The 24,237-nt window shown below is 35.6% G+C and carries 20 protein-coding genes; all 20 read left to right on the forward strand.

All coding sequences use genetic code 11. The features are described 5' to 3' along the window. Positions 1 to 70: 70 nt before the first annotated feature. Positions 71 to 7,276 carry a T9SS outer membrane translocon Sov/SprA gene (gene sov / locus G551_RS0112570; RefSeq protein WP_084626425.1) on the forward strand — a complete coding sequence of 2,402 codons (7,206 nt, stop codon included), beginning with the start codon at positions 71 to 73 and terminating at the stop codon, positions 7,274 to 7,276. 28 nt (positions 7,277 to 7,304) lie between these two features. After that, positions 7,305 to 7,685 carry a glycine cleavage system protein GcvH gene (gene gcvH, locus G551_RS0112575; RefSeq protein WP_027885884.1) on the forward strand — a complete coding sequence of 127 codons (381 nt, stop codon included), beginning with the start codon at positions 7,305 to 7,307 and terminating at the stop codon, positions 7,683 to 7,685. Beyond that, on the forward strand, positions 7,651 to 8,067 hold the full coding sequence (locus G551_RS0112580; RefSeq protein WP_051191396.1) for a VanZ family protein: 417 nt from the start codon (positions 7,651 to 7,653) through the stop codon (positions 8,065 to 8,067). The genes gcvH and G551_RS0112580 overlap by 35 nt, the downstream gene beginning before the upstream one ends. A 51-nt stretch (positions 8,068 to 8,118) precedes the next feature. Beyond that, a complete protein-coding gene (locus tag G551_RS0112585; RefSeq protein ID WP_027885886.1) occupies positions 8,119 to 8,850 on the forward strand; it encodes an energy transducer TonB in 732 nt (243 codons plus the stop codon). Between the two features lie 114 nt (positions 8,851 to 8,964). Beyond that, on the forward strand, positions 8,965 to 9,705 hold the full coding sequence (locus G551_RS0112590; protein ID WP_027885887.1) for an energy transducer TonB: 741 nt from the start codon (positions 8,965 to 8,967) through the stop codon (positions 9,703 to 9,705). An 80-nt stretch (positions 9,706 to 9,785) separates the two neighbouring features. After that, positions 9,786 to 11,945, forward strand: a complete 2,160-nt coding sequence (locus tag G551_RS0112595; protein ID WP_027885888.1) for an energy transducer TonB — start codon at positions 9,786 to 9,788, stop codon at positions 11,943 to 11,945. Between the two features lie 92 nt (positions 11,946 to 12,037). Next, positions 12,038 to 12,940 carry a heme o synthase gene (gene cyoE, locus G551_RS0112600; RefSeq protein WP_036243934.1) on the forward strand — a complete coding sequence of 301 codons (903 nt, stop codon included), beginning with the start codon at positions 12,038 to 12,040 and terminating at the stop codon, positions 12,938 to 12,940. Next, positions 12,931 to 13,512: a cytochrome c oxidase subunit 3 gene (locus G551_RS0112605; protein ID WP_027885890.1), complete on the forward strand. Its 582-nt coding sequence runs from the start codon at positions 12,931 to 12,933 to the stop codon at positions 13,510 to 13,512. Before cyoE ends, G551_RS0112605 begins: the two co-directional genes overlap by 10 nt. Positions 13,513 to 13,557: 45 nt before the next feature. Then, positions 13,558 to 14,541: a cytochrome c oxidase subunit 3 gene (locus G551_RS0112610; protein ID WP_027885891.1), complete on the forward strand. Its 984-nt coding sequence runs from the start codon at positions 13,558 to 13,560 to the stop codon at positions 14,539 to 14,541. A gap of 16 nt (positions 14,542 to 14,557) precedes the next feature. Then, on the forward strand, positions 14,558 to 14,923 hold the full coding sequence (locus G551_RS0112615) for a cytochrome C oxidase subunit IV family protein (protein ID WP_027885892.1): 366 nt from the start codon (positions 14,558 to 14,560) through the stop codon (positions 14,921 to 14,923). An 86-nt stretch (positions 14,924 to 15,009) separates the two neighbouring features. After that, positions 15,010 to 15,657 (forward strand): hypothetical protein, encoded by a 648-nt coding sequence (locus tag G551_RS0112620; RefSeq protein ID WP_027885893.1) that lies wholly within the window; start codon positions 15,010 to 15,012, stop codon positions 15,655 to 15,657. Further along, positions 15,654 to 16,346 carry an SCO family protein gene (locus G551_RS0112625; RefSeq protein ID WP_027885894.1) on the forward strand — a complete coding sequence of 231 codons (693 nt, stop codon included), beginning with the start codon at positions 15,654 to 15,656 and terminating at the stop codon, positions 16,344 to 16,346. The genes G551_RS0112620 and G551_RS0112625 overlap by 4 nt, the downstream gene beginning before the upstream one ends. Position 16,347: 1 nt before the next feature. Beyond that, a complete protein-coding gene (locus G551_RS0112630) occupies positions 16,348 to 16,881 on the forward strand; it encodes a DUF420 domain-containing protein (RefSeq protein WP_027885895.1) in 534 nt (177 codons plus the stop codon). 4 nt (positions 16,882 to 16,885) lie between these two features. After that, a complete protein-coding gene (locus G551_RS0112635; RefSeq protein ID WP_027885896.1) occupies positions 16,886 to 17,116 on the forward strand; it encodes a hypothetical protein in 231 nt (76 codons plus the stop codon). Between the two features lie 92 nt (positions 17,117 to 17,208). Then, entirely contained in the window at positions 17,209 to 17,910 is a 702-nt protein-coding gene (locus tag G551_RS0112640; protein WP_027885897.1) for an ABC transporter ATP-binding protein, read from the forward strand. Then, a complete protein-coding gene (locus G551_RS0112645; protein WP_027885898.1) occupies positions 17,903 to 19,150 on the forward strand; it encodes an ABC transporter permease in 1,248 nt (415 codons plus the stop codon). The genes G551_RS0112640 and G551_RS0112645 overlap by 8 nt, the downstream gene beginning before the upstream one ends. 1 nt (position 19,151) lies before the next feature. Continuing rightward, entirely contained in the window at positions 19,152 to 20,417 is a 1,266-nt protein-coding gene (locus G551_RS0112650; protein ID WP_027885899.1) for an ABC transporter permease, read from the forward strand. Positions 20,418 to 20,450: 33 nt separating this feature from the next. Then, positions 20,451 to 21,566 (forward strand): efflux RND transporter periplasmic adaptor subunit, encoded by a 1,116-nt coding sequence (locus G551_RS0112655; protein ID WP_027885900.1) that lies wholly within the window; start codon positions 20,451 to 20,453, stop codon positions 21,564 to 21,566. Between the two features lie 62 nt (positions 21,567 to 21,628). Then, positions 21,629 to 22,963: a TolC family protein gene (locus tag G551_RS0112660; RefSeq protein WP_027885901.1), complete on the forward strand. Its 1,335-nt coding sequence runs from the start codon at positions 21,629 to 21,631 to the stop codon at positions 22,961 to 22,963. Positions 22,964 to 22,965: 2 nt separating this feature from the next. Continuing rightward, a complete protein-coding gene (locus G551_RS0112665; protein WP_027885902.1) occupies positions 22,966 to 24,237 on the forward strand; it encodes an efflux RND transporter periplasmic adaptor subunit in 1,272 nt (423 codons plus the stop codon).

Here is a 24,237-nt window from a genome sequence, read left to right on the forward strand (position 1 = left end):
TACCTTGAGAGAAAATAACTTTTTCAATTATAATTTTTCTTTTTTAAGCCTTGCGTTCTTTTTAGTAACGATGGGTGCTTTTTCTCAAGAAGAAGAGAATACTACTGAGCAAGATTCAACAAAAACCGGCTATAAGTTAGGGCAAATTACAATGCAAAACCCTAACAGTATCGTTTCAAAATATACTTACGACCCCATTTTAGATCGTTATTTGTATACCGAAACGATTGGCGATGTAAATGTTTCTTTGCCAATGGTGCTTACTCGTGAAGAATTTCAGGAGTTGGTGCTAGAAGAGCAAATGAAAGATTACTTTAAACAAAAATCTGATGCGGTTTCGGGTCGAGATGAAGATGCTGAAGCGCAACAAAGAAATTTACTACCCATTTTTTATGTAGATAATGAATTTTTTCAATCTGTTTTCGGCGGAACTGAAATTGAAGTAATTCCACAAGGTTCTGTTGAAGTAGATTTAGGAGTTTTATATTCAAAACAAGATAATCCTTCACTTTCTCCTAGAAACAGAAGTAGTTTAACCTTCGATTTTGAACAGCGTATTAGCTTGAGTTTATTGGGGAAAGTTGGTAAGCGTTTACAGGTAACCGCAAATTATGATACCGAATCGACTTTCGATTTTCAAAACCAGATCAAATTAGAATATACGCCAACTGAAGACGACATTGTAAGAAAAATTGAAGTGGGTAACGTTAATATGCCAATTAACAACTCGCTTATTCAAGGTTCGCAGAGTTTATTTGGAGTAAAAACGCAATTGCAATTTGGTAGAACTACGATTACCGGAGTTTTTTCAGAACAAAATTCAGAACGACAAACCACCAATATTCAAGGTGGTGGAGCAGTGCAGGAGTTTGAGAAGTTTATCTTAGATTACGATGAAAATAAGCACTTTTTCTTATCTCATTATTTTAGAGATCAGTATAATGACGCTTTACAGAACTATCCATTTATAACTAGTAATATTCAAGTAACCCGAGTTCAAATTTGGGTAACCAATAGAACCAACAATACTCAGGCATTAACTAATGCAAGAAATATTGTTGCGATTCAAGATTTAGGAGAATCTAATCCTGAAAATATCGGAGTGTTATTAGATTCTGATGGTAACCCGAATAACAGCCCTGCTTTTGCAAATTTCGTCAATGCAACTCCGGGTTCTTACCCAAGCAACGCCAATAACGATTTTAACCCGTTAGGGATTAACGGTCCGCAACAAACGGTGTTAACTTCAGCAATTAGAGATATTTCAACGGTCGATCAGGGTTTTGGTCCTAATTCTGGTGATGTAGATGAAGGTGTCGATTATGCAAAGTTGGAGAATGCGAGACAACTTCAGCCTAATGAATATACACTTTACCCACAGTTAGGTTATGTTTCGTTAAATCAAAGAATTACCAACGACGAGATTTTAGCAGTTGCTTACCAATATACGGTTAACGGTCAAGTATTTCAAGTAGGAGAATTTGCGAACGATGGAGTGCAAGCGACTTCTGCGCAGCAAGGTGCAGATCCTAACAATCCTAACGATCAAGTAGCGGTGAACCAAAACTTAGTCGTAAAAATGCTTAAAAGTCCTATTACAAATGTAAATGAACCAATTTGGGACTTAATGATGAAAAACATCTATAGTTTAGGTGCTTATCAATTAGAGCGAGAAGACTTTAGATTCAATATTTTATATACAGATCCGCAGCCATTAAACTATATTTCTCAAGCTGAAGGAAGTGCAACGCCATTGCCCGGCGATGTAGAAGATACGAACTTGTTACGTGTATTCAATTTAGATAATTTAAATATGAATAACGACCCGGTGGTAGGCGGTGATGGTTTCTTCGATTTTGTGCCACAGCAAACGATCGATGTAGAAAATGGGCGAATTATATTTACCACTGTTGAACCTTTTGGAGAATACTTATTCAACAAATTAGATAATACACCAAACGGCGGAACCGAAGATTACAATAATCCAAACACGTATAACGATAACCAGTCGCAATACGTTTTCCGTTCTTTGTATACAACTACCAAAACTCAGGCTGAACAAGAACAAGCAGAAAAGAATAAATTTCAGCTAAAAGGTAGTTATAAGTCGTCTGGTCAAGATGGTATCCCAATTGGGGCGTTTAATGTTCCGCAGGGATCGGTTACTGTAACAGCCGGTGGGCGAGTACTTCAAGAAGGCGTAGATTATACGGTAGATTACCAATTAGGGCGCGTGAAAATTTTAGATGAAGCATTATTAGCTTCAGATACGCCAATACAAGTTTCTACTGAAAATAATGCGATGTTCGGGCAGCAAACCAAGCGTTTTACCGGTATCGATGTTCAGCATAAATTCAGTGAAGACTTTTTAATAGGAGCGACCTATGTAAATTTAAATGAAAGACCTTTAACGCAAAAAGCCAATTACAGCTATGAGCCTATAAACAACTCGATGTACGGTTTTAATGTAAATTACTCTACAGAAGTTCCTTTCTTTACTCGTTTAGTAAATAAGCTTCCTAATATCGATACCGATGTAGAATCTAACTTTTCGGTTCGAGGAGAGTTTGCATACTTGCGTCCGGGTTCTCCAAAAGGCGATAATTTTAATGGTGAAGCTACAAGTTATGTCGATGATTTTGAAGCTTCGCAAACTTCTATTTCTGTATTATCACCACTTTCTTGGTTTTTATCGAGTGCGCCGGTAGGTTTTGGTGGTGAATTGGCAAATAACGATCTGGCTGTAAATTATAAGCGAGCGCATTTAAACTGGTATAATATCGATCCTATTTTTTATACCAATCAACGTCCTGGCGGCATTAGCGATCAAGATCTTTCAACTTACGCAACTCGTCGAGTTTTTATAGATGAAATTTATCCGAATACCGATATTGTACAAGGGCAAGCTCAGGTAATTTATACCTTAGACATGGCTTACTATCCCGGGCAACGCGGCCAGTATAACTTTAATCCGGCAGCTTCCGGAGGAAATAATTTACCCAACCCTGAAGAGAATTTTGGTGGAGTTATGCGAGAAATCACAACCACCAATTTTGAGCAGTCAAACGTCGAGTTTATAGAATTTTGGGTGATGGATCCGTTTATTTATGATGAAAATCAAAATATTAATGAAGGTCGGGTTACTTTCAACTTAGGAAGCATTTCTGAAGATATTTTAAAAGACGGAAGAAAGCAATATGAAAATGGTCTGCCAGATAATGGTTCTGCAGAAGGAACTTTAGAGACAGCATTTGGTAAGGTGCCATCAAATCAATCACTCGTTTATGCTTTCGATTCTGAAGGACAAGAAAGAACGAACCAAGATATTGGTTTAGATGGTTTGAGTGATGATGAAGAACGCACGAAATTTCCTGCTTTTTCTGCTCTAGAAGATCCTGCAAATGATAATTATGAATATTATTTAGCGCGTGAAGGTGGTATTTTAGATCGTTATTTATGGTATAACGGTACGCAAGGAAACTCACCAACAGAAGTAGGACAGAATAACAGAGGTAATACTACATTGCCATCTGCAGAAGATGTAAATCGTGACAATACGATGAATACCATCGACAGCTATTTCGAGTATGAAGTGCCTCTTTTTAGGGATATGAGCGTCGATAATAATACAAGTTCTATCGCCGGTATTAATGAAGATTACATTACCGATGTAAAAACATTAAATACGACCATGCAAAATGGAGATCAGATTCCGGTTAGATGGGTTCAATTTAAAGTGCCATTAAGAACCGATAGTCAATTCGCGGTAAACGGAATTGCAGATTTGCGTTCGATACGATTTATGAGAATGTTCTTGTCTGGTTTTCAGGATGATGTTGTTTTAAGATTTGGAGCTTTAAATTTGATACGAGGCGATTACAGAAGATACAATCAAGCATTAGTACCCGATGGTAGCGACCCAGAAAATACGCCGGGAACAATTTTAGAGGTAACAGCGGTAAGTGAGGAGCAAACCTCAGATTATGTAACTCCGCCGGGAGTAGTTCGAGAAGAATTGGTGAATAATAACCAAACGATTCGAGAAGATGAGCAATCGTTGGCACTTACGGTAAAAGGTTTACAGCCTAACGATTCTAGGGCGGTTTATAAAAACTTTCAGATCGATATGCGACAGTATGAAAATCTAGAGATGTTTTTACACGCTGAAAGTTTACCGGCTCCGGCAGCTAATATTCAAGACGGAGATTTGACGGCTTTTATACGAATGGGAACCGATTTTACCGATAACTTCTATCAGGTTGAAATTCCGTTAACAGTGAGTAATTTAAACTCTGTTAATCCGCGTGATGTTTGGCCGGAAGCAAATGATTTAGATTTACCACTTTCGCTTCTTCAGGAGATAAAATCGATAATTATTGGGGATAGTAACTATAATCAAGGCGAATTAAATTTCTTTACTTCAGATTTACAACCGTCAGTTGGGTCTAATCCCGGTGAGTTAAGAGTAGGTATTAAAGGTAATCCTAGTTTTGGGAACATTCGTTTATTAATGTTAGGAGTAAAAAATACCGGAAATACAAATGCTTCGGGAGAAGTTTGGTTTAATGAATTACGACTTTCAGATCTTAAAAATCAAGGAGGTTGGGCAGCTGTAGTAAATATGGATACCAATTTTGCAGATTTTGCAAATATTTCAGCCACCGGAAGAAGAAGCACTATCGGTTTTGGTTCTATTGAACAAGGTCCTAACCAACGTAGTCGTGAAGATCTTAAGCAATACGATGTAGCTACGAACTTTAATATGGGGCAATTGTTGCCTAAAACTTGGGGAGTAAATGTTCCGTTGAGTTATAGCCGTGGTGAAGAATTAATTACTCCGCAATATGATCCTGAGTATTTAGATCTAGAATTAGAAACACTTTTAGATAATACAGAAGATCAAAGTAGAAGAGACGAACTACAAGAAAGAGCCGAAGATTATACAAGAAGGCAAAGCGTAAGTGTTATTGGCTTAAGGAAAGAGCGAGTGGCTCAACAAAATCAAGAGGAACGTAAACCAATGCCTTATGATGTAGAGAATTTTGCATTTTCGGGTACTTATAATCAAGTAGATCATCGAGATTTTGAGATTGAAGAGTCGTTAGACCAAAATGTGAATGTTGGGGCAACATACGATTATGGTTTTGAACCCTTTAAGATAGAGCCTTTTAAGAATATTAAATATTTAGATAGTAGCGAATATTTTAGAGCAATAAAAGATTTTAATCTGAATTTATTGCCTACAAGTTTATCTGCAAGCTCCAATATTACCAGACAATATAATGAACAGGTATATCGAGAAATCAACCTTCCGCCCGGTTCTTTAGGACTTCCGAAGTTGTATCAGCGAAATTATATGTTCGATTGGCAATATACAGTAAATCATAATTTAACAGAATCATTGAGGTTTACATTTAATTCAACAAACAATAGAATTGTAAGAAATTACATCAATGATGAGAATGAACAGGATAATTCTATAGGAGTTTGGGATGGCTTTTTTGATATAGGTCAGCCTAACCAACATTACCAAAGCTTGCAATTGAATTATGATTTGCCTTTTGATAAAATTCCTGCATTAAAATTCATAAGAACTCAATACTCGTATACGGGTAATTTTCAATGGCAGAAAGGTTCTGAGGTTAGAAGAAGTTTGCCGGGAATACCCGATTTAGGAAATAGTGTTCAGAATTCTAACAACCATCAAATCAATGGAACTTTTGATATGGGTACACTTTACAACTATATTGGGCTTAAGAAAAAAGCAGATCCTAATAGTAATAATAGAAACGCTAGGATGAGAAGACCTAATTCTCAAAGTGGTAATCGTTTAGGTTTTTCTAGAAGCGGGAAAGACGATAATCAGGATCAAGAAGCCAATAGTAATGATAAGTTAACAGCAGGAGATAAAGCTGTAAATACTTTTGTTGGGCTCGCAACAGCAATAAAACGACTTACGGTAAATTATCAAGAAACCAACGGTATTTATTTGCCGGGTTATACAAATGATATTGGTTTCGTAGGAACTTTAAAACCCACTGCCGGTTTTACTTTTGGTAGTCAGGCAGACGTTCGAGAAATTGCAGCAAGAAATGGATGGCTTACATTATATCAAGAGTTTAACGAGCAGTATACAGAAAATGAGATGAAGACGTTAACCTTTCAAGCTCAGTTAGATTTACTGCCAGATCTAACCATCGATTTAAATGCAAACAGGACTTATTCTGAAACTTATACTGAGAATTATAGAATCAATCCGCAAGATTTACAATACCGATCGTTAACGCCAAATACGTATGGTAGTTTTAGCATTACTAATGTAATGATTGGTACCGCGTTTAGTGGAAGTACACAAGAGTTTTCAGAAACTTTTGAGCAATTTAGAGAGAATAGGCTTACCGTGGCAAATCGATTAGCACAACAAGCAGGAATCGATACCAGTAATCCAGATAACTTAGATGAACAAGGTTACCCGATTGGTTTTGGAGGTAACAGTCAGGCGGTTTTACTTCCATCATTTCTTTCAGCATATACCAATCAAAGTCCGGAGAAAGTTGGTTTAGGTTTTACTAAAAGTACTCCACTACCAAACTGGAATTTAAAATATACCGGTCTTATGCGTATTGGCTGGTTTAAAGAACGATTTAGAAGATTTAGCTTGCAACACGGTTATAGTTCGATTTATAATGTAAATCAATTTCAAAGTAATTTAGATTATAATAGAAACGCTCCTTACAGCGAATTGAATAAAGATCAATCCGGTAATTTTAAAAATGAATATTTAATTTCTACCGTAAATTTAGTTGAACAGTTTTCACCGTTAATTAAAGTAGATATGGAGTTAAAAAGTTCAGTGAAAATTTTAGCTGAAATCCGTAAAGATCGCGCACTATCCTTAAGTTTTGATAATAATTTACTAACCGAAGTTCAGGGTGATCAATATACCTTAGGTTTAGGTTATCGGGTAAAAGATTTAAAGATCGCAACTAGAATTGCAGGGCAACCAAGAATATTAAGTAGTGATTTAAACTTTAAAGCAGACGTTTCTCTTAGGAGAAATGAAACAATAATACGATATTTGGACCTTAATAATAGTCAAACCACAGCTGGGCAAGATATCTGGACCATCAATTTTACGGCAGATTACGCCTTGTCTAAGAATTTAACGGCTATATTTTATTATGATCATAGTTTTTCAGAATATGCGATTTCAACAGCATTTCCGCAAACAACGATACGATCAGGAATAACATTGAGATATAACTTTGGAAATTAATAAATAACAAACAACTAAAAATTGAAATATGGGAGCTCCTAAAGACTTAAAATACACAAAAGATCACGAGTGGGTTAAAATTGACGGAGATGTAGCAACTGTTGGTATTACCGATTTTGCACAAGGAGAATTAGGTGATATCGTTTATGTTGAAGTAGAAACATTAGACGAAACCTTAGATCGTGAAGAGGTTTTCGGTACAGTTGAAGCTGTAAAAACAGTATCAGATTTATACTTGCCGCTTTCAGGTGAAATCATCGAATTTAATGAGTCTTTAGAAGACGAGCCAGAAAATGTAAATACAGATCCTTACGGTGACGGGTGGATGATTAAAATTAAAATCTCTAATCCAGACGAGATCGAAGATCTTTTAGATGAAGCAGCTTATCAAGAACTTATTGGAGCCTAAACTGGCTTTGCTGCTTTCGGTAGTTTATACGTTGGCTATACTTGTTCTTTCGCTTATTAATTTAAAAGATATACCGGCACCTAAGTTCGAACATTCAGATAAGTATATGCATACCATTGCTTATTTTGGGTTAACACTTATTTGGTATATGTATTATTTTAGTAGAAAAGCGTGGCTTTCAGTTCAAATTAGATACTTAGGTATTATTTGTTTGCTAATAATTGCTTTTGGCATCTTTATTGAGATTTTACAAGATAGTTTAACCACTTATCGAACTATAGATAGCTTAGATATGTTAGCTAACTCTTTAGGAGTTTTGATAGCATTTTCCTTAATTTTTGCCTTAAAAACGCAATTGAAAAAAGTTAAAAGCAGATTATAGTTTAGATTTTTATAAAAAATAATTACTTTAGCAATCCGATAATAAGAAATTATGGAACCAAAGAAGAATCCTAAAAAAGACATGAGAAAGAATAGCGTGCTATACTTTCAACTTGGTCTTATTTTGATGCTCCTTGTCGTATGGAGAGCAATCGAATGGAAAACATACGAAAAAGAGGCGATAGAGCAGGAAGTTGTCCAGTTCGATCAACTTGCTGAAGAAGAAGAGGTAACGATGACGATGCCGCCAGATGCACCGCCACCACCACCGCCACCGCCACCAGCACCAGAAGTTATTGAGGTAGTAGAAGACGATGTAGAGATAGAAGAAGAAGTAATCGAATCTACCGAGGTAACCGAAGAGCCGCCGGAAATTGTTGAGGTTTCTGAAGTTGCAGAAGCGCCAAGCGAAGAGCCGATCGCAGATGTACCTTTTACCGCAATTGAAGATGTGCCAATTTTCCCTGGTTGTGAGAAATACAAAACTAACGACGAGCGTAAAGCTTGTATGAGTGAAAAAATTAAAGACTTTGTAAATAGTAAGTTCGATACAGACCTTGGTGCAGAATTAGGGCTTAGTGGTATTAACCGAGTTTACGTAAGATTTAAAATTGATAGTAAAGGTAAAATTGTAGGGGTTCAAGCAAGAGCTCCACACCCCAGACTTCAAAAAGAAGCAGAGCGTGTAGTAAACATGTTGCCTAGTATGACTCCGGGTAAACAGCGAGGTAAAGCTGTTGGGGTTTTATATTCACTACCAATTGTTTTTCAAGTTCAAGATTAAATATTTCTTATTTATATAGAATAAGCCTCTAAGTTTTCTTAGAGGTTTTTTTATGTTTTAAAGTTTGGCATAGTAGCTGTTATTCTCTAAGTATTAACTTAAAAATTTAATATTATGAGAAACTTTAACGAAAAACCTAAGATTAAAAGCAATTCTGTTTATTTTCAGCTAGGCTTGATTGTAGCCTTAGCGGTAGCGTTGTTTTTTATCGAGCAAACTTCAGTAAAGAAAACCTATAAAGACAAAGCGGTAAAAACAGATGTCTTTACAATGGAAGATTCTTACGATGAACCTCTAGTTGTAGAAAAAGAGCAGGTGAAAAAGGTAGAAAAAATTGAGAGAAAAGAACCTGAACCACTACCTACAGAACCAAACGACATCGAGCCTGATCCGGAAGATATTTTTGAAAATAAAGAGCCAACTGTAGATGAAGGTGATTTAAATTTAGATGAGCCAAATACCGATGAGCCGATAGCCAAAATTCCTGAAGTAAATAAAAATTATGCGGTAACTAATGTTTCAGAAATTCCTGTATTTCCCGGTTGTGATCGTTATGAAACCAGAGAAGAGAAATTTCAATGTTTTTCAGAAAAAATTAGAGAATTAGTGGTTCGAAAATATGATAGCGGTTTAGGAGAAGAGCTTGGTCTTCAGGGGAAGCAAAAAATTTATGTGAACTTCACGATTAATAAAGAAGGAGAAATTGTCGATGTGAAAGCAAGATCTACTCATAAAATATTAGCAGACGAGGCAAAACGTGTGGCTAAACTTTTACCAAAGATGAAACCGGGTAGACAAAACGGTCAAGCGGTTAATGTAAATTATTCACTTCCTATTTTATTAGATATTCAGTAGAACTTTACTTGATAATCTATTAAGAGCACTTATCATAACTTAAAAATTTACGTATCTTTCCCGACAAAATAAAGGTTGATATGAAGGTTTTAATGGTTGTTTTGAGTGCTTTTTTATTTGTAAGTGCTTACGCTCAGGATAATTTACAACAAGATGAACGATTTCCTGTTTTTACCGAATGTGAAAACGTAAATTATAGCGAGCAAGAAAATTGCTTTTACAACCAAATTCGAGCTAAGGTGATGACTAATTTTGAGCTACCAGATGCGGTTGCTGAAGATAATTATCAAGGAAAGATCACGGTTCTTTTTGAAGTAACTCCTGAAGGTAAATTTAGAGTTATTTATGTCGATGCGGTTTACGATGAGTTAAAACAAGAGGCTGAAAAAGTTTTTACTGAATTAGATGAAGTAAAGCCTGCGACCTACAATGGCAATCCTATTTACATGCAATTTAGAATGCCAATTTACCTTCCGCTAGACCGAAATAAATCAGCTTCAGAAAATAATCAAATCGTTGCTCAAGAAGTTAATGTTGAAGGAAATTCTGTGGCGAACGAATCAAATTCAACTCAAAAAAAATCACTTCCGAAGAAAAAAGAGATTTATAGTGAAGAATACGATAGTGTTTCAAAATCACTTTCAGCCTATACGCATAAACAATTTTTAAGTCATCTAAACATTCCGTTTTCGCACGAAGTTTACAATCGTTTTGATGATGAAATGAATCGAGTTGGGACAAATACGCATACTGCTTCTAAACCATTTTTATATTCAGATGTAAAACCTTATTACGATTTTCAAAAAGAAAATGAAGCCTTAGCTTACGATGTAGATTCTTGGTTGGGAAGAAAGTTTTTTAATGAGCATATGGTTCGTATTCAGTCTGAAAAATATTGGTTTGTGGCCGATGTTGCTGCAGATCTTCAGATAGGGAAAGATTTTGATGCAGATTTTAGCACGACTTATAATAATACACGAGCTGCGGTTATACAAGGTGGGATTGGTAAAGACTTAAATTTTTATGCGGCAGTTTACGAAAGTCAAGGTCGTTTTGCGCAATATTTTAATCAATACGCAGAATCTATTCGTCCAGATGGTGGTAATCCGGCAATTATTCCCGGTCGAGGTATTGCAAAAGAGTTTGGAGAAGATTACGATTATCCGGTTGCTGAAGGTTATTTGTCGTACAGCCCGAGTGAGCATTTTAACGTTCAATTTGGTCACGGTAAAAACTTTATAGGTGATGGTTATCGATCGTTGTTAATGAGTGATGTTGCAAGTCCGTACCCGTTTTTTAAATTGAATACTTCTTTTTGGAAGTTGAAATACACCAATACTTGGATGTCGATGCGCGACGTTCGTCCGGCAGTTACCGAGAGCGGTTCTTTTAGAACAAAATATGTAGCTAATCACTATTTAAGTTACAATGTGACTAAGCGTTTAAATATTGGTTTGTTCGAATCTGTAATTTGGGAGAATGATAACGATCGTGGTTTCGATTTAAATTATTTAAATCCGGTAATTTTTTATCGCGCGATCGAATTTTCAACAGGATCCAGAGGAGGTAACGCGCTTATTGGATTAACCGGAAAATACAAATGGAGCAATCATTTTAATATGTACGGCCAGTTAATGATCGACGAATTTTCTTCATCAGATATTTTTGGAGGCGAGCAGAGTTATAAAAACAAGTTAGGCTTTCAGTTAGGGTTGAAGTATTTCAACGCCTTCAATTTAGATAATCTTTACCTTCAATTAGAGTTTAATAAAGTGAGACCTTACACGTATTCTCACAATGAGATCACTTTAAATTATGGTCATAATAATCAGTCTTTGGCGCATTTGTGGGGAGCAAATTTTAGAGAATTAATTGCCATTGCCAGGTATAAAAAAGATCGACTTTACGGTCACGTAAAATTTATTGTGGGTAAACGAGGTTTTGAGTTAGAACCCGATTTAAACCCTTTCTACGGAAGTGATATTTACGGAAACGATGAAAACAGACCTTCTGATAACGGAAACGAAATGTTTCAAGGGAATGCTGCCGATTTTCTGTATGGTGAATTAGAGTTGGGGTATATCGTAAATCCGGCAACCAATCTTAAGGTTTATGCGAATTTTATTCACCGAAATCTAAACGCCGATCTTCCCGGAGTTAACTACGGTTTTCAGAAAAATACCTCTTGGGTGAACTTTGGTTTTAGAACAGATTTATTTAATTGGTATTACGATTTTTAAGCCGTAAAAAGTTAAATCGAATAATATCCTGAATTTCTGCCTTGTAAAAAGGGTTTTTAACAGTATCTTTGCAGGCGCAAAATAGATATCTCTTGAATAAGGTTTTGGCTGAAAATACCTCTGCAAATTTAACTTCAGATTTTAAAGAAATCACAAAAATGCGTCTTGCGGTTAGTGTGGTTTTCTCTTCGGTTGCGGGTTATTTTCTGGGAGCCGATGTGGTCGATTTTGTGACGGTTTTACTCTTAGCAGTTGGCGGCTATTTAATGGTTGGAGCTTCTAATGCGTTTAATCAGGTCATTGAAAAAGACCTCGATGCGCTAATGAATAGAACTAAAAACCGACCTATCCCTTCCGGTAGAATGTCGGTTGCTAAGGCCTTAAGTATTGCCTTTCTTTTTACGATTGTCGGCGTTGGAGTTTTGTATGTTATTAATCCGATCACGGCAGTTTTTGGAGCAATTTCAATTATACTTTACGTGGCGCTTTATACGCCTTTAAAAACAAAAACACCACTTTCTGTTTTTGTTGGGGCATTTCCTGGAGCGATCCCATTTATGTTGGGTTGGGTAGCAGCTACGAACGATTTTAGTATTGAGCCAGGAACTTTATTTATGATTCAGTTTTTTTGGCAATTTCCGCATTTTTGGGCCTTGGGTTGGTGGTTGTATGACGATTATGAGCGTGGAGGTTTCTTTATGTTGCCTACCGGGAAAAGAGATCGCGGCACGGCAATTCAAATTATATTATACACGATCTGGACGATCATTATTTCATTAGTTCCGGTAACGGGGCAAACCGGTAGTTTGTATTTAACACCAGTTTCAGCAATATTAATTTTTCTATTAGGTTTATTGATGCTGAAATATGCTATTCAACTTTACAAAAAAAGAGATGAAAAAACGGCAAAACAGTTAATGTTTGCTAGTGTAACCTATATAACTTTATTACAGATAATTTACGTTTTAGATAAATTTATTAGAACATGGATTTAACCAAAGGTACAGAAGAAGAAAAAATCAAACGCTCAAAAAAAATGATGCTTTGGTTTGCTATTATTAGCATGGGGATGATGTTTGCAGGTATAACCAGTGGTTATATTGTAAGTAGAAATAGACCCGATTGGATAAGTGATTTTGAGTTACCGACTTCATTTTTATGGAGTACGCTCATTATTATTTTGAGCAGTGTAACGCTATATTTTGTGAAACCTTTAATTATAAAAGAGAAGCGTACTAACGCAACATTGCTTATGTTTGTGACGCTAATTTTAGGAGCAGCGTTTATTGGGTTGCAGTTTGTTGGTTTTCAGCAAATTTTAGCCGAAGGTTATTATTTTACAGGAAGCGCAAGTTCAATTACAACAACTTTTGTTTATTTAATTGTAATTGCTCACATAGTGCACGTTGCCGCAGGTTTAATTGTACTTCTTGTTCTAATTTATAATCATTTTAAACAACGTTACAAAGCAGGGCAAATGCTTGGGTTAGAACTGGGTGCAACATTTTGGCATTTCGTTGATGTTCTGTGGATAATACTGTTTTTATTTTTATATTTCATTAGATAATAAAATTAACTATTTTTGCGTAATATTTAACAATAATTTCTCTTTATGGAAGCTACTGTTGTAAGAACAGGTACCGAGGGTAAGACTTGGGGAGGAGGCTCTAAATCTCCGTTAAAAGCTAGCTATGGTAAGATGATGATGTGGTATTTTATCACTTCTGATGCATTAACGTTTTCAGCTTTTCTTGCCGCTTACGGTTTTTCAAGATATAAGTTTATCGATTCTTGGCCAATTGCAGACGAAGTGTTTAATCACTTTCCGTTTATGCACGGTACAGACGCGCCAATGTATTATGTGGCGTTAATGACGTTTATTCTTATTTTTTCTTCAGTAACCATGGTGCTTGCGGTAGATGCAGGTCATCAAATGAAGAAATCTAAAGTTACTCTATATATGTTCTTAACCATTATTGGTGGAGCAATTTTCTTAGGTTCTCAGGCTTGGGAGTGGAAAAACTTTATTAAAGGTGAATACGGAGCAGTAGAGACAAATGGAGGGCAGATTATTCAGTTTGTAGATGCAGAAGGCGAGCGTGTTGCTTTAGAGAAAGTAGCAAAAGTTTTGCCGGGCGATCGTGTAGAGCACGAGCGTAAAAACGGGCTTTGGTATGTGACCGATGATAGTTCGCTGCCTACTTATTCTATAGATGAAGTTAAAGAAGGATTTAAAGAGAGTAATTATTTGGTAAGAACTCAAATGTTAGATGAGAATGGTGCTAAAACTATTTTATCTAGAGAAGAGTCTTTAGCAATGATTAATGATAATGCAGCAAGAGTAGTAGAAGGAGCAAATTTAACTCGTAACGAATACGGACCGCCTTTATTTGCAGATTTCTTTTTCTTTATCACAGGTTTCCACGGTTTCCACGTATTTACAGGAGTTTTAATTAACATTATTATTTTCTTCAATGTAATTATTGGAACTTACGAAAAGAGAAAAAGCTACGAAATGGTAGAGAAAGTAGGTCTTTACTGGCACTTTGTAGATTTAGTTTGGGTATTTGTATTTACATTCTTCTATTTAGTTTAATTCAAAGTATTTAAAGATGGCACACGACGCTTCAACACACGAGCATCAATCAGCAACCAAAAGAATTTGGACAGTATTTGCAATTCTTTCTATTATAACTATTGTAGAAGTTATTTTAGGTATCATTAAACCGGCAAGTTTAGTAGAGACTTCGTTTATCTATATGAGCTTACTAAACTGGATCTTTATTGTATTAACCATTGTAAAAGCATATTACATTACTTGGGCTTTTATGCATATGGAACACGAAACAAAAGGATTAAGAAGATCTGTAGTTTGGACAGTGATTTTCCTAATTTCTTATTTAGTATTTATCTTGCTAACAGAAGGAGATTATATTTATGAAGTTTATAAGAACGGTTACGTTTCTTGGAACTTCTAAATCAACTTATAGATTAAAAGTATTGAAAAGACGGTTTTATTAAACCGTCTTTTTTTATTTTTGTACCCCAATTACAATTCAGCGTAATGAAAAAGTTTTTAGTGCTTGGCGTTTTATTTATACTGCCGATTGTAGCTTACCTGTTTTTCTCGTCGGGAGTAAATAATTTTGCAAAACTGCCGGTCCTTACTCCGCAAATTTCAAACTTAGAAGATTTTACTTCATTAGATGGTAATAAAGTTGTCTTGGATAATAAGATTACGATTCTTTCAATCTACGGAAGTAATATTGAAGCAAAAGAAGGGAATGCCTTCAATTTAAATGAAAAGATTTACGATAAGAATTACAATTTTGAAGACTTTCAATTTGTGGTTATTGCTGAAAATGGTACGCAAGATCAAGCTAGAGTTTTGTTGAAAGAATTATCGACCACGATCGACACCCGAAAGTGGAAGTTTGTCTTCGGAAGTTCAACAGCGATTCAATCATTTTTTAATAGCCTGAAAACAGATTTGGATTTAGATGAGTATTTAGGTACGCCAAAAGTATTTATTATCGATAAAGATAGAAGTTTAAGAGGTCGTCCTAAAGAAGAAGGAGAAGAAGCTGTTTATGGGTACAATACCTCTTCGGTAGCAGATCTAACCAATACCATGACAGACGATGTGAAAGTGATTTTAGCTGAATACAGGTTGGCGCTAAAAAAATATAATCGAAAAGAAGCATTAAAGTGAAAAAGAAGTATTCATATATAGGTTTAGCGGTAATCATTCTTATTTTCGGAGTGATCGTTATACCGAAAATTGTAGAGAGAACTGCTAATAATGAAGTGGTAAAAAACGACCGTTTAAACAATAACCAGCAAACCAATAATGGAGAGTTAGCGTATATTGTTTTAAACGGAGAAAAAGCAAAAGTGCCTAACTTTGAATTTGTCGATCAAAACAACGATACCATTAGTAATGAAGATTATTTGGGAAAGGTTTATGTGGTCGATTTTTTCTTTACTACTTGCCCGACAATTTGCCCAAAAATGACCGATAATATGATGCGTTTACAGAAAAAGTTTCGGGCAAATCCTAACTTTGCGATCGCATCTTTTAGTATTAATCCTGAAAATGATTCGCCTGAAGTACTAAAAGCTTACGCCGAAAAATATAATGTGCAAAACCCAAACTGGCATTTTTTAACAGGAGATCGTGATAAAATTTATGAGTTGGCTAATGAAGGTTTTAATCTATATGTAGCAGAAGATAGCTCGGTAAAAGGTAATTTTCAGCATTCAGGATATTTTGCATTGATCGATCAAGAAGGTTATTTGCGTTCTCGATTAGATCAATTCGGGAATCCGATTATAGCTTATAATGGCTTAGAAGACGACGATTTAAAAATGCTTAAAGAAGACATTAATCAATTATTATAAAATGGCAGAAATTAAAAAAGATAAAGTCGCAATTCCTGTAATTATTATACTTTCAGTATTGGTTCCTTTAATAGTTTTGGTACTTATGAATTTACCGGAACGTTATAATTTTTTAGGAGTTCAAGTAGGAGCGTTTCCTTTATTTCATGCCGTTTTAAATGGTCTAACGGCAGTTTTGTTGCTAATGGGTTTCTTTTGTATTCGTTCAGGAAATAGAATTATGCATAGAAATATGATGATTTCAGCATTCGGGCTTTCTGCTGTGTTCTTAATAAGCTATGTGATTTCTAAAATAAGTAATGAGCCGGTTCCTTATGGCGGTGAAGGTTATTTAAGACCTATTTATTTTTTCATTTTAATAAGTCATATTGTACTTTCAGCGATCATTGTTCCGTTAGTGCTTTTTACCATGTATCGTGGGTTAACGAACGAGTATAAGAAACACAGAAAAATCGCTAGATGGACCTTTCCAATTTGGTTGTATGTGGCTGTTACCGGAGTTTTGGTATATTTATTTATGATTCCTTATTATTAAGTTTATGAAAACACTTCAGAAAATAGTAGTCGTTTTTTTACTGGCATTACTTCCGCAGCTATCTTCAGCACAATGTGCGATGTGTAGAGCAGTGTTAGAAAGTGAAGCCGATGGTGGCGCTGCAGAAGCGATCAACGATGGGATTGTGTATTTAATGATCTGGCCGTATATCTTAATTGGCGGAGTTGGTTTTGTTATTTATCGAATGATTAAAAAAGCATCGACTTCTAATTAAATGTTAATTTTAACATTTTAAGATGTAACGTTCGGCTTTCTAAATAGTCATATGTGTGAATACTTTCTGAAAAGGAAGAAATTGAAACACTTATGATTGAAATTAAAGACCTTCACAAATCTTATAAAACTGGAGCGAGTTCTCTGCACGTATTAAAAGGAATCAACTTTAGTGTAAAAGAAGGAGAATTAGTTTCAATTATGGGATCTTCAGGATCCGGAAAATCTACCCTACTTAATATTCTAGGAATGTTAGATGAAGCCGATGAAGGCACATACACGCTAGATAATTTCCCTATTAAAAATTTAAATGAAAAAGTTGCGGCAAAATACCGTAACAAGTTTTTGGGTTTCATTTTTCAATCATTCAACCTTATTAATTACAAGTCTGCATTAGATAACGTTGCGCTTCCTTTATACTATCAAGGTGTAGGAAGAAAAGAGCGTATGGATAAATCTTTTGCTTACTTAGAGAAAGTAGGTTTAGCAGATTGGGCACATCACTTACCTAACGAACTTTCGGGTGGGCAAAAACAACGTGTAGCGATCGCAAGAGCATTGGCGAGTGATCCCAAAGTTTTGTTGGCCGATGAACCTACAGGAGCTTTAGATACCAAAACTTCATACGAAGTGATGGATTTGATACAAGGTATTAACGACGAAGGAAAAACCATTTTGGTGGTGACGCACGAAGACGATATCGCTCATATGACTAAACGTATTGTGAACTTAAAAGATGGAGTTATTATCGATGACTCTAGAGTAAACCAAGTAAGAGCGATAGAGAATGTTTAGTTTAGAACGTTGGGAAGAAATATTCGACACCATTCGAAAAAACAAGTTAAGAACGTTTTTAACAGGTGTTTCGGTAGCTTCCGGTATTTTTATTTTAGTTATTCTTTTAGGAGTAAGTACAGGAATGCAAAACGGAGTTCAGAGTCAGTTTCAACGAGATGCTGCAAATAGAATTTCAGTGTGGACCGGTGTTACTTCAGTTGAATATAAAGGGTTGAATCCCGGGAGAAGAATTCAGCTTAAAAATAGAGATTACGATCTAGCCGATAGAAAATACCAAGATCAATTAGAATATAAATCAGCTTTATATCGAATTTGGGGCGGTTTGATCAACTATAAAAATGAATCGGGAAATTATCGAGTAGAAGGCGTTTTACCGGATTATCAATTTCTAGAAAGTGCCACGTTAACCGATGGAAGATATATTAACTATTCCGATAACGATGAATATAGAAAGGTTGCAGTAATAGGAAAAAAGGTATACAACGACCTTTTTAAAGACAAAAAATCTGCCGTAAATAAATTTATTGAAATTCGAGGCGTACTTTTTAAAGTGATCGGTGTTTATACAGATCCGGGCGGTGAGCGAGAAGAAGCAAGGGTTTTTGTGCCATTAAAAACTTCTCAAAAAGTATTTGGAGCAGGAGAAGATCTAGGAGGTTTGGCTTTTACACTTCCGCAGGAAGAAAACTTCGATCAAGCAGTAAAAACTTCTCAGGAGTTTACGGCAAAGCTAGCTAAGCAATTAAAAGAATCACATACCATCGCTCCAGAAGATGAAAGTGCTATTCGCATAAGTAATTCTTTAGAAAATATGAAAACCGTTTACGATATGATGCGTAACATTCGATTGTTTTTCTGGTTTGTGGGGATTGCTACCATTCTTGCAGGAGTTGTCGGAGTAAGTAATATTATGCTCATTATCGTAAAAGAACGCACCAAAGAAATAGGAATTCGAAAAGCTTTGGGAGCGCAACCTTTATCGGTTATCGGAATGATCTTACACGAATCTGTATTTGTAACAACTATCGCAGGATTTTTCGGACTATTATTAGGAATGTTGCTGTTAGAATTTGTCGGACCCATGGTTGAAACCGATTTTATAAGCAATCCAACCGTGAATTTTCAAGTTGCGATAACGACCGTGATCATTTTAATTTTTGCTGGAGCGATTGCAGGATTTTTCCCCGCTTGGAAAGCTGCCCGAATTAAACCAATTGTAGCACTAAGAGACGAATAGTATGTTTAGTAGAGATAAATGGGATGAAATTTTAGAGTCGTTAAGCGCCAATTGGTTCAGAACGATAATGACGTCTTTCGGGGTGCTTTGGGGTATTTTTATTTTAGTAATTCTCCTAGCTGCAGGTAAAGGTTTAGAAAATGGTGTAAAGCAAGGTTTTGGCGGGATGGCTACCAACTCGATGTTTATGTGGTCGCAAGGAACTTCAAAGTCTTATAAAGGAATGCCTAAAGGAAGGTATTATAACTTTAAAACTGGAGATGTTCCTGCTATAAAAGATAATGTACAAGGCTTGCGTTTCGTTTCGCCAAGAAATCAATTAGGCGGCTTTGGTGGAAGTAACAACGTAGTGCGCGGGTTAAAATCGGGAGCATTTAACGTTTATGGTGATTACCCAGAAATTATCATGCAACAACCTATGAATATTACTTCTGGTCGCTTTTTAAATCATAACGATCTTGAAGAAAAACGTAAAGTTGCGGTTATTGGTGAGTCGGTAAAAAGTACGATGTACGATTACGATGAAGAAGTTTTAGGTTCTTATATTAAAATTAACGGCGTTAACTTTCAGGTGATCGGTACTTATAGCAAAAAAGGTGGTGGCGGCGGAAGTCAAGAAGAGGCGCAAAAAGAGATTTTTGTTCCGTTCACTTCATTTTCACAAGCTTTTAATATGGGAGATGTTGTCGGATGGATGGCCATTACCGCAGATGATAATCATTCGATCACAAGTTTAAAACAAGATGTATTCAGCGTGATTAAAAAACGTCACGATATTCACCCGGAAGATGAAAGAGCCATTGGTAATTTCGACCTTTATCAAGAATTTAATAAGATATCAGGTTTGTTTTTAGCTTTAAACGGTGTTGCTTATTTTGTAGGTGTTCTTGTTTTACTTTCAGGTATCATCGGGATTAGTAATATTATGCTTATTGTGGTTAAAGAGCGAACCAACGAGATCGGTGTAAGGCGAGCTTTAGGAGCAACTCCGGGCTCAATTAGAGGGCAAATTTTAATGGAATCGATCGTATTGACCATTATCTCAGGGATGGCAGGTATCGTGTTTGCTACACTTGTATTGTGGGGGATTAATAGCTTTTTAGATACGATGGATACTTCAGAAATGATGTTTGCTAACCCAAGTGTAAATATTGGAGTGATCTTGATCGCGTTACTAATATTAGTGGTTTCAGGATTATTGGCAGGTTTAATTCCTGCACAAAACGCCATAAAAATTAAGCCCGTAGACGCTTTAAGAACAGAATAAATTAAATAGAAAATAAAATCAATCAAAATAGAAATGAAAAGAGTTTTTACCGTAATCATTTTACTTGTTATCGTAGTAGGCTTTGGATGGGCTTTGTATTATGTCTATCAAAAAAACCAAGAAGATCCTGTGGTTTATAAAACTGAAAAACCAAGTACACAAACTATCGTAAAACAAACGGTAGCTACCGGAAGTATCGTGCCAAAAGAAGAAATTTTAATTAAGCCGAACATCTCGGGTATTATCGATAAAATTTATATTGAAGCAGGAGATCAAATAAAAGTGAACGATCTTATTGCGCAATTAAAAGTGGTGCCTAATGTTTCTAATTTAGCGAGCAGTAAAAACCAAATTACTTCAGCAAAAATTGCATTAGATAACCAAACTAAAATGTATAATCGTCAGAAAGAATTGTTTGATAAAGGAGTAATTTCTGCGAATGAATTTGATCAGGCAGAAGTAGCTTACAAGCAAGCACAGCAAACTTACGATGCTGCCAGACAAACTTACGAGATCGTAAAAACAGGAACCGCGAGCGGAGTAGGAACCGCTGCTAATACTCAAATTAGAGCGACGATTTCGGGAATGGTGCTAGATGTTCCTGTAAAAGTAGGTAATCAGGTAATTGAGTCGAACAACTTTAACGAAGGTACGACGATCGCAACATTAGCAAACACCGATAAAATGATTTTTGAAGGGAAAGTAGATGAATCTGAAGTGGGTAAAATCAAAGAAGACCTTCCGTTAGAGATTACGATCGGTGCTATTGAAGACACTAAATTCGATGCTGTGTTAGATTATATCGCTCCAAAAGGTATCGATGAAAACGGTGCAATTCAATTTGAAATTGAAGGAACACTTAAGAATAAAGACAGCGTATTTATTAGATCTGGTTTAAGCGCGAATGCATCGATTATTTTAGATAAAGTTGAAGATGTGTTAGCGGTAAAAGAATCTTTACTTCAGTTTGATGCTAAAACACAAGACCCTTATGTAGAAGTAAAAACCGGAGAGCAAGAGTTTGAAAGAAGAGATGTAGAACTAGGTTTGAGCGACGGTATTTATGTTGAAATTAAAAGTGGAATAACTAAGGATGATGAAATTAAGATCTGGAACGAGGTAAAACCAGCACAAAGTTTCGGTAATTAATTTTAAAGACTTGTAACATAATAAATTAGAATAGACTAACTAATTAGAAATCCATCAATCAGATGAAAAAAATAACAATCATAGCTGCACTTTTAGGGCTGGTATTTTCAGCTTCAGCTCAAGAAGGTAAAAAATGGACCTTAAGAGAATGTGTAGAATATGCATTAGAAAATAATATTTCTGTTAAACAGTCAGAATTAGATTTAGAGAATGCTAAGCTTAATAAAATGGATGCTATTGGTAATTTATTACCGACTTTAAACGGTAATGCATCTTATACGACCAATACAGGAGCCAGCATTAACCCAACAACCAACCAATTTGAGAACGAAACCTTCTCGTCTTTTACAACAGGAGCGTCTTCAAGTTTAACGTTGTTTGATGGATTAAGGAATATTAGACAATTACAAAGAGCTAAACTCTCAAGGTTGGCAAGTCAATACCAGCTTGAGAAAATGGAAAGTGATATTGCACTTGCAGTAGCAAATTCATATTTGCAAGTTCTTTTAAATAAAGCAAATTTAGAAGCTATCAAATCTCAAAATGAAGTGAGCCAAGAACAGTTAGAGCGAACTCAAAATTTAGTAGATGCAGGTACTTTGCCTCAGGGAGATTTATTAGAGATTAAAGCAACAATTGCTAACGAAACTCAACAAATTGTTGTGGCTGAAAATAATATTCAAATATCATTAATTAGTCTTGCGCAATTGTTACTTATTGAAGATTATGAGACATTTCAAATCGTAGATGAAGGTTACGAAGTTATTTCTACAGAAATCGCAGACCTTGCTCCTCAAGAAATTATCAGAAATGCTCAATCAAGCAGACCAGAAGTTAAAATTGCAGAGAAGAATGTTGAGTTAGCAGAAAAAGATGTTGAAATTGCAAGAGGTTCTTACTATCCAACATTATCTGCTTTTTTTAATTATAATACCCGATATTCAGATAACGATTTTTTAAACAGAAATTTTACAGACCAATTATGGCAAAATGATGGTTTAGGTTATGGTTTTCGACTAAATGTACCCATCTTCAATGGTCTTTCTGTAAGAACTAACGTAAAGCGAAATAAAATTAATCTGCAGCGTACAGAATATCAATTAGAGCAAGCAAAATTAGATCTAGAGTCAAACGTTTATCAGGCTTATGTAGATGCTAAAGGAGCCGCTAAATCTTACGAGGCCGCCTTATCTGCATTAGAATCTCAAGAATTAGCTTTTGAATATGCTACAGATCGTTATGAGGTTGGTTTAACCAATGCATTCGATTTTAGTCAATCTAAACAAAGGTTTGACAACGCTAAAATCAATGTGAACCAAGCTAAATACGACTATATTTTTAAATTAAAAGTCTTAGAATTATACTTTGGTGTAGCTCCTGAAGATATCAAATTGTAATCATGAAAAAGAAAACACTTCTTATCGTTTTAGTTATTGCTTTGGTGCTTATCGTTGTGTTGGTCGTAGGTAAAAAATCTGGTGCTTTCGGTAAAACCGGTAATTTTAAAAAGGTTGAAACTACGCTTATCGAAAAGATAGATATTACTGAAACGGTTTCAGCAACAGGAAAAATTCAACCTGAAGTAGAAGTGAAATTATCTTCAGAAGTTTCAGGAGAAATTATCGAACTTCCTATTGCTGAAGGTCAAGAAGTGAAAAAAGGAGATTTATTGGTGAAAATTAATCCAGATCTTTATCAATCTAGTTTACAGCGTTCGCAAGCGAGTTACCAAAACATAAAAGCTAATTTAGCGCAAACTGAAGCCTCTTTAAAGCAAGCAAAAGCAAATTACGATCGTAATAAAACTTTGTTTGAAAAAGGAGTGATCTCTAAATCTGAATGGGATAACATCGTTTCGCAATACGAAGTTGCTCAGGCCAATAAAGAGTCGGCCTTTTACAATGTGCAAAGTGCGGCGGCAACCGTAAATGAAGCGCAAGATAATTTAGGGCGAACAACCATTTACGCGCCAATGAGCGGAACGATTTCTAAATTAGATGCAGAATTAGGAGAGCGAGTGGTGGGAACCCAGCAAATGGCCGGAACCGAGATTTTAAGAGTTGCCAATTTAGGTGAAATGGAAGTGGAGGTTGAAGTCAATGAAAATGATATTGTAAAAGTTTCTGTAGGCGATTCTGCAATAGTTGAAGTAGATGCTTATTTAGGAAAAGAGTTTAAAGGTTTAGTGACAGAGATTTCAAACTCAGCGGCAGATGGTTTAACCGCAGATCAAGTAACAAATTTTGATGTGAAAGTAAAAATCTTAGAAAATTCATATCAAGAATTAAAAGAAGGGAAGCCTGAAAATTATTATCCATTTCGTCCGGGAATGACGGCCACGGTAGATATAATTACCAGTAGACGTAGTAATATTGTAGGTGTTCCTATAAGTGCAATTGTTATTAAAAACGATACCACTTCCACCCGAAAGAACACAGGAGCAGTTTCGACTAAAAAAGAAGAAAATTTTGAATGTGTTTTTGTAAAACAAAACGGAAAAGCGAAATTGCAAGTTGTAGAAACAGGTATACAAGACGATACCAATATTGAAATTACTGCTGGTTTAGAAGAAGGAGTTGAAGTAATTACCGGTCCATATAATATGGTTACCAAACTTTTAAAACCAGGAGATAAAGTAGAAAATCAAACTCAAGAAGAAAAAGAAGAATAA

It is taken from the genome of Mesonia mobilis DSM 19841, assembly GCF_000423405.1.
Classification (GTDB): domain Bacteria; phylum Bacteroidota; class Bacteroidia; order Flavobacteriales; family Flavobacteriaceae; genus Mesonia; species Mesonia mobilis.

Excerpts from the sequence above, each read along its gene's own strand:
- G551_RS0112640 (WP_027885897.1), top strand. The coding sequence starts at position 17,209 with ATGATTGAAATTAAAGACCTTCACAAATCTTATAAAACTGGAGCGAGT.
- G551_RS0112580 (WP_051191396.1), top strand. The coding sequence starts at position 7,651 with ATGAAGCAGCTTATCAAGAACTTATTGGAGCCTAAACTGGCTTTGCTG.
- G551_RS0112635 (WP_027885896.1), top strand. The coding sequence starts at position 16,886 with ATGAAAACACTTCAGAAAATAGTAGTCGTTTTTTTACTGGCATTACTT.
- G551_RS0112585 (WP_027885886.1), top strand. The coding sequence starts at position 8,119 with ATGGAACCAAAGAAGAATCCTAAAAAAGACATGAGAAAGAATAGCGTG.
- G551_RS0112630 (WP_027885895.1), top strand. The coding sequence starts at position 16,348 with ATGGCAGAAATTAAAAAAGATAAAGTCGCAATTCCTGTAATTATTATA.
- G551_RS0112620 (WP_027885893.1), top strand. The coding sequence starts at position 15,010 with ATGAAAAAGTTTTTAGTGCTTGGCGTTTTATTTATACTGCCGATTGTA.
- G551_RS0112645 (WP_027885898.1), top strand. The coding sequence starts at position 17,903 with ATGTTTAGTTTAGAACGTTGGGAAGAAATATTCGACACCATTCGAAAA.
- G551_RS0112590 (WP_027885887.1), top strand. The coding sequence starts at position 8,965 with ATGAGAAACTTTAACGAAAAACCTAAGATTAAAAGCAATTCTGTTTAT.
- gcvH (WP_027885884.1), top strand. The coding sequence starts at position 7,305 with ATGGGAGCTCCTAAAGACTTAAAATACACAAAAGATCACGAGTGGGTT.
- sov (WP_084626425.1), top strand. The coding sequence starts at position 71 with ATGGGTGCTTTTTCTCAAGAAGAAGAGAATACTACTGAGCAAGATTCA.
- G551_RS0112650 (WP_027885899.1), top strand. The coding sequence starts at position 19,152 with ATGTTTAGTAGAGATAAATGGGATGAAATTTTAGAGTCGTTAAGCGCC.
- G551_RS0112605 (WP_027885890.1), top strand. The coding sequence starts at position 12,931 with ATGGATTTAACCAAAGGTACAGAAGAAGAAAAAATCAAACGCTCAAAA.
- G551_RS0112615 (WP_027885892.1), top strand. The coding sequence starts at position 14,558 with ATGGCACACGACGCTTCAACACACGAGCATCAATCAGCAACCAAAAGA.
- G551_RS0112665 (WP_027885902.1), top strand. The coding sequence starts at position 22,966 with ATGAAAAAGAAAACACTTCTTATCGTTTTAGTTATTGCTTTGGTGCTT.
- G551_RS0112655 (WP_027885900.1), top strand. The coding sequence starts at position 20,451 with ATGAAAAGAGTTTTTACCGTAATCATTTTACTTGTTATCGTAGTAGGC.
- G551_RS0112660 (WP_027885901.1), top strand. The coding sequence starts at position 21,629 with ATGAAAAAAATAACAATCATAGCTGCACTTTTAGGGCTGGTATTTTCA.
- G551_RS0112595 (WP_027885888.1), top strand. The coding sequence starts at position 9,786 with ATGAAGGTTTTAATGGTTGTTTTGAGTGCTTTTTTATTTGTAAGTGCT.
- G551_RS0112610 (WP_027885891.1), top strand. The coding sequence starts at position 13,558 with ATGGAAGCTACTGTTGTAAGAACAGGTACCGAGGGTAAGACTTGGGGA.